At 31.2% G+C, this 554-nt stretch carries 1 protein-coding gene; it reads right to left on the reverse strand.

The window, feature by feature from the left end; all coding sequences use genetic code 11:
• A partial coding sequence (locus tag IEW41_RS14500) for an ATPase, T2SS/T4P/T4SS family (protein ID WP_229660237.1) occupies nucleotides 1-547 on the reverse strand: 547 nt, incomplete at its 3' end.
• Nucleotides 548-554 lie beyond the last annotated feature (7 nt).

The raw sequence follows: 554 nt of genomic DNA on the forward strand, positions 1-554 counted from the left end.
TAGGTAATGAAGACACCCGAATATCAAATTCATCAAGGCCGTTTTTAATGGTAATCCTTCCATCTTGAGGCAATCGTTTTTCTGAAATATCTAACCCTGCTTTAATCTTGAGTTTGTTCACTATTACAGGGTATTCATTTAAAGAAATCACATAATATTCTTTTAATTTTCCATCCAATCGAAAACGAACCCTGCATTTTTGTTCATATGGCTCAAAATGAATATCACTGCTTCCAATATTTTTTGCCGTTAGCAATAGCTTTTCAAGAAAATCATTGCTATAGTGTAAATCTTCAGTAATAACAGTATTACGTTTTCTAAAGTTAGTTGCTAGATATTGTTGAATATTTTCAGGAGTTTCTGAAATAAGTTCAACTTCTTTTCCAAAAATGATTTGTAGTTCTTGTTTTAAGCTCTGTTCCTTGTTGTCAGATTTAAAAAAGAGTTTTTCATCTTGAATAGCAATAGGCACAATTTGATATTGATAGGCTTGTTCACTGCTAATGAGTTGTGATAAGTGGGTTGGTATGTCAAATTCGTTTTTCAAATCTATT

Origin of the sequence: Aquaticitalea lipolytica, assembly GCF_014641635.1 — a bacterium.
Classification (GTDB): Bacteria; Bacteroidota; Bacteroidia; order Flavobacteriales; family Flavobacteriaceae; genus Aquaticitalea; species Aquaticitalea lipolytica.